The sequence below is a fragment of the Candidatus Rokuibacteriota bacterium genome, assembly GCA_030647435.1.
In the GTDB taxonomy this organism is placed as follows: domain Bacteria; phylum Methylomirabilota; class Methylomirabilia; order Rokubacteriales; family CSP1-6; genus AR37.
Genome location: JAUSJX010000143.1, coordinates 1 through 3,637, shown reverse-complemented (window position 1 = coordinate 3,637; position 3,637 = coordinate 1). Strand labels below are relative to the sequence as shown.

The following is a 3,637-nucleotide window of genomic DNA, read 5'->3' as shown; positions in this document are numbered from 1 at the left end:
CCGGTAGTCCGCGATGAACTGCACCCGTTGATCCATGCGTAACGTCTCCTGCCACGGCATCGAGCACCTCGGCTCGAGTCTGGCTGAAGGTGTTACCCATGTCCCCGGACTGTTCTGTAACCTATGTCACCGGACCGCACCGAAGTGCTGCCTAACCTTCAGATGGAGCCGACGCCCTTCAGCGGCTTCCGCGTGTTTCGGGCGCGGCTCATCTGACACGTTAGCTGGACAAGACCATTCAGGGCGGCCCCTCGTCTTATCGGGAGTACCTAGGAGGTAGACCGATGACATTTGCCACAATTCGTGCGGCGGCGGTCGTGACCGGAATACTCGTCGGCGTAGGTGCTTCAGCGCAAGAGGTGTACGTCCCGGGCAACGGCGTGTCGGCGCCAGTGCTCGTCAAGTCGGTCCAGCCGACGTACACCGCGGAAGCCAAGGAACACAAACTAGAAGGCCTGGTCGGACTGACGGCCGTCGTCCAAATGGACGGTCGAGTTGGTGACGTGTCGGTCAGGACGTCGCTGGATCAGACCTATGGTTTGGATCGACAGGCAGTCGAAGCCCTCAAGCTGTGGGAGTTCAAGCCGGGCATGAAGGATGGGCGGCCGGTCCCCGTTCGCATCTCCGTCGAGTTGACATTTACGCTCCGCTAGTTGCTGCTAGCGCGGCCACGACTGAAGGCGCCAACCAGCCAGCCAACATTGCGCTGGATCCGACGCTGCGCGGCGGTGGTATCGTGACGCCGCGCAGCTCGGCTCAGCGCTACCGTTGGGCTGACAGAATCTAGAGGCGAGACAGCCAGTAGCCTGGCCGACGGCGATCATGCGCGAACGCAAGAATCCGAATCGCACCGTCCCATTCCAGGTAGACCACGTGGTACGGGAATCGCTCGATCGGGAATCGACGGGCGGGCACGTCGCTCGGAACGCGGGGCACCACACGGCCAATCTGCGGCCACCGGGCAATCTGGCTCAGCGCGGCGTCCACTGCCTCCACGAACTCCACGCCCAAGCCGGGGCGCTTCGTGCTGTACCAGACGGCGGCGTCTTCAAGTTCTGCGGAGGCCTCAGGCTCAGGCCGAAAGGCTCGGTTCATCGAGACGTCAGGCGGTTCACCACCCGGGCCCGCACGTCCTCCCACGCCTCGCCTGCTGATTCGCCGCTCATCACGCGTCTGGCGCGACGCTCAATCTCGTGGGCCCAGGCGGCCTCGACTTCGGCCGGACTGTCTGGCGGGGCGTCGTCCAGGCTCGCCAGGAGCTCCGCCGCCACGTCAGCCCGCTCAGCGGTCGGCAGGGTTAGCACTTCCCGAAGAAGGGCTTGCGCTCTGGAGGTCATGTCGCCATTCTAGGGCGCAGTCAACGGAGCAACAAGCTTGGTTTCGACTCGCCACCAGCAGCAGCCCAACACGCCGCTGTAGCCGACGAGCGGGGCGGGCAATGAGCCGCTCGCGGCTGAGCGGCAACACGTTAGACCGCTGAACCGACGTTCTCTCCTGTTCCCCACGACACATTGCACGTTGTATATCGCAGGCGTATACTCCAGCCGTGGGCTCACTCCCCGAGTTCTGGCCGGACATCGAAGGGTTTCAATGGGACGACGGTAATGCGTCTAAGAACTGGACCCGCCATCAGGTCAGCCAGACGGAAGCGGAACAGGTCTTTCTGAATCGTCCGCTCGTCGTGGTTGGGGCGCCGTTCAGAAGTGAACCCAGGCAGTTTGCGTTCGGGCACACGGACGCGGGGCGACTGCTCACCGTGGTGTTCACGGTAAGAGACTCGCGGCTGCGGGTTATTTCGGTGCGGCCCATGAGCCGGCGGGAACGGAGGGGATATGGCCAAGCGAGCGACAACTAAGAAGGCTCCCGCGTTCGCTTCGGAACGAGCGGAGCGAGAGTACTGGGAGACACACGATGCGGCTGACGTGGTCGATTGGGCCAGCGCTCGCCAGGTTGTGTTTCCCAATCTCAAGGCATCGACTGAGACTATCTCGCTGCGTCTGCCCACGTCCTTGCTCGCAGACCTCAAGGTCCTGGCCAACAAGCGAGACGTCCCGTACCAGTCGCTGCTGAAGGTGTTCCTGGCCGACCGTGTGACGACCGAAACCACCGGACACACGCGGTCTAACAAGGCGCTGCAGCCGACGAGCCACGCTCGACGACGGACGGCTCGCGGCTGAGCGCTGCCGTTAGCCGGATCGAACCCGACTCGCCTGCCCCTCCGAAAGCTGGCACAATTCCGGGGTGAGTCCGACCGTTCTCCAGGCGGGGCCGTATCGGTTCTTCTTCTTTTCCAGCGACCGAGGTGAACCGCGACACGTCCACGTCGGACGAGAGGACCGGTTGGCCAAGTTCTGGTTGGAACCGGTCCAACTGGAGTACAACCACGGCTTCTCGTCGACCGAGATCGCTCGAATCAGGCGTCTGGTCCAGCAGCACACCGATGAACTCGTGAGGGCATGGGATGGCTTCTTCCGCTCTGGCCGTTGAATCCGCGTTGGCGCGGCAGGTTCGTGTAACAGCCGACCACTTGGTGGTCGAGTTGCAGGACGACCGCGTGGTGTCGGTGCCCCTGTCGTGGTTTCCCCGTTTGGCCGGAGGCACACCAGCCGAACGTCGGCGCTGGATCCTGCTGGGTGGCGGCCTTGGCATCCATTGGCCCGCGCTGGACGAGGACATCGAGGTCGAGGCGCTGCTTTTGGGGCAGCCCTCCACAGAGAGCCCCGCTTCGTTGCGTCGGTGGCGGGCACGCAAGGGCCCGGCTAACAAACGAATGGAGCCGACGCGGAAGCTCCCTCGATAAAGTAGACACTTCCACCTAACAGCAGGAGGTGTCCGATGCCCAGGGGCGGGAGCGGCTATCCCTTCGCCTGCATGCGGGCCCAGGCGTCCTTCAGGGTGACCGTGCGGTTGAAGACCGGCGCGGCGGGCGTGGAGTCGAGGTCCATGCAGAAGTAGCCCTGCCGCTCGAACTGGAAGCTCGAGCCGGGCGCATTCGCGGCGAGCGCCGCCTCCACTTTGCAGCCCGTCAGGACCTCAAGCGAGTTCGGGTTCAGGTCCGCCAGCCAGTTGTCGTGCGCGTCGGGCAGTTCCGAGGCGAACAGCCGGTCGTAGAGGCGCACTTCCGCATCGTGGGCATGGGCGGCGGATACCCAGTGAATGGTGCCCTTCACCCGGCGCTGGGCCGTTTCACCCCTCAGCGACTCCGGGTCGATGGTGCAGCGCAGTTCCGTCACGGCACCCGTGGCGTCCTTCACGACCGATTCGCACTTCAGGATATAGGCGTAGCGCAACCGCACTTCGCTCCCAGGCGAGAGCCGGAAGAACTTCTTCGGCGGGACTTCCATGAAGTCCTCGCGCTCGATGAAGAGCTCCCGGGAGAACGGCAGCCAGCGCGTGCCGGCCCCCGGGTCCTCGGGGTTGTTGATGGCTTCCAGCGCCTCGACACGATCCTCCGGGTAGTTCTCGATAACCACCTTGATCGGGCGGAGCACGGCCAGTGCCCGGCTGGCCCGCCGGTTCAGGTCCTCGCGGACGGCGTGCTCGAGCACGGCCACGTCGATCACGTTGGCCTTCTTCGCCACACCCACACGCGCGCAGAAATCCCGGATCGACTCCGGCGTGTACCCGCGGCGGCGCA

General features: G+C 64.4%; 7 protein-coding genes. 5 read left to right on the top strand and 2 right to left on the bottom strand.

What is annotated here, in order from left to right; genetic code table 11:
* Positions 1–284 precede the first annotated feature (284 nt).
* Positions 285–653: an energy transducer TonB gene (locus Q7W02_25495; GenBank protein MDO8479488.1), complete on the top strand. Its 369-nt coding sequence runs from the start codon at positions 285–287 to the stop codon at positions 651–653.
* Between the two features lie 438 nt (positions 654–1,091).
* Here Q7W02_25495 and Q7W02_25490 read toward each other — a convergent pair whose 3' ends face one another.
* Complete coding sequence (locus tag Q7W02_25490) at positions 1,092–1,337, bottom strand: addiction module protein (GenBank protein ID MDO8479487.1); 246 nt, start codon at positions 1,335–1,337, stop codon at positions 1,092–1,094.
* A 209-nt stretch (positions 1,338–1,546) separates the two neighbouring features.
* Here Q7W02_25490 and Q7W02_25485 point away from each other — a divergent pair, with 209 nt between their 5' ends.
* From Q7W02_25485 to Q7W02_25470, 4 genes are all read left to right on the top strand, one after another.
* Positions 1,547–1,855, top strand: a complete 309-nt coding sequence (locus tag Q7W02_25485) for a BrnT family toxin (protein MDO8479486.1) — start codon at positions 1,547–1,549, stop codon at positions 1,853–1,855.
* On the top strand, positions 1,833–2,177 hold the full coding sequence (locus Q7W02_25480) for a BrnA antitoxin family protein (protein MDO8479485.1): 345 nt from the start codon (positions 1,833–1,835) through the stop codon (positions 2,175–2,177). Before Q7W02_25485 ends, Q7W02_25480 begins: the two co-directional genes overlap by 23 nt.
* A gap of 64 nt (positions 2,178–2,241) precedes the next feature.
* Positions 2,242–2,487, top strand: a complete 246-nt coding sequence (locus Q7W02_25475) for a DUF4160 domain-containing protein (GenBank protein ID MDO8479484.1) — start codon at positions 2,242–2,244, stop codon at positions 2,485–2,487.
* The gene (locus tag Q7W02_25470) at positions 2,462–2,800 is read left to right on the top strand and encodes a DUF2442 domain-containing protein (GenBank protein MDO8479483.1); all 339 of its coding nucleotides are present in this window, start codon (positions 2,462–2,464) and stop codon (positions 2,798–2,800) included. Before Q7W02_25475 ends, Q7W02_25470 begins: the two co-directional genes overlap by 26 nt.
* A 55-nt stretch (positions 2,801–2,855) precedes the next feature.
* Here Q7W02_25470 and Q7W02_25465 read toward each other — a convergent pair.
* A partial coding sequence (locus Q7W02_25465) for a glutamine--tRNA ligase (GenBank protein ID MDO8479482.1) occupies positions 2,856–3,637 on the bottom strand: 782 nt, incomplete at its 5' end.

Excerpts from the sequence above, each read along its gene's own strand:
- Q7W02_25495 (MDO8479488.1), top strand. The coding sequence starts at position 285 with ATGACATTTGCCACAATTCGTGCGGCGGCGGTCGTGACCGGAATACTC.
- Q7W02_25480 (MDO8479485.1), top strand. The coding sequence starts at position 1,833 with ATGGCCAAGCGAGCGACAACTAAGAAGGCTCCCGCGTTCGCTTCGGAA.
- Q7W02_25470 (MDO8479483.1), top strand. The coding sequence starts at position 2,462 with ATGGCTTCTTCCGCTCTGGCCGTTGAATCCGCGTTGGCGCGGCAGGTT.
- Q7W02_25490 (MDO8479487.1), bottom strand. The coding sequence starts at position 1,337 with ATGACCTCCAGAGCGCAAGCCCTTCTTCGGGAAGTGCTAACCCTGCCG.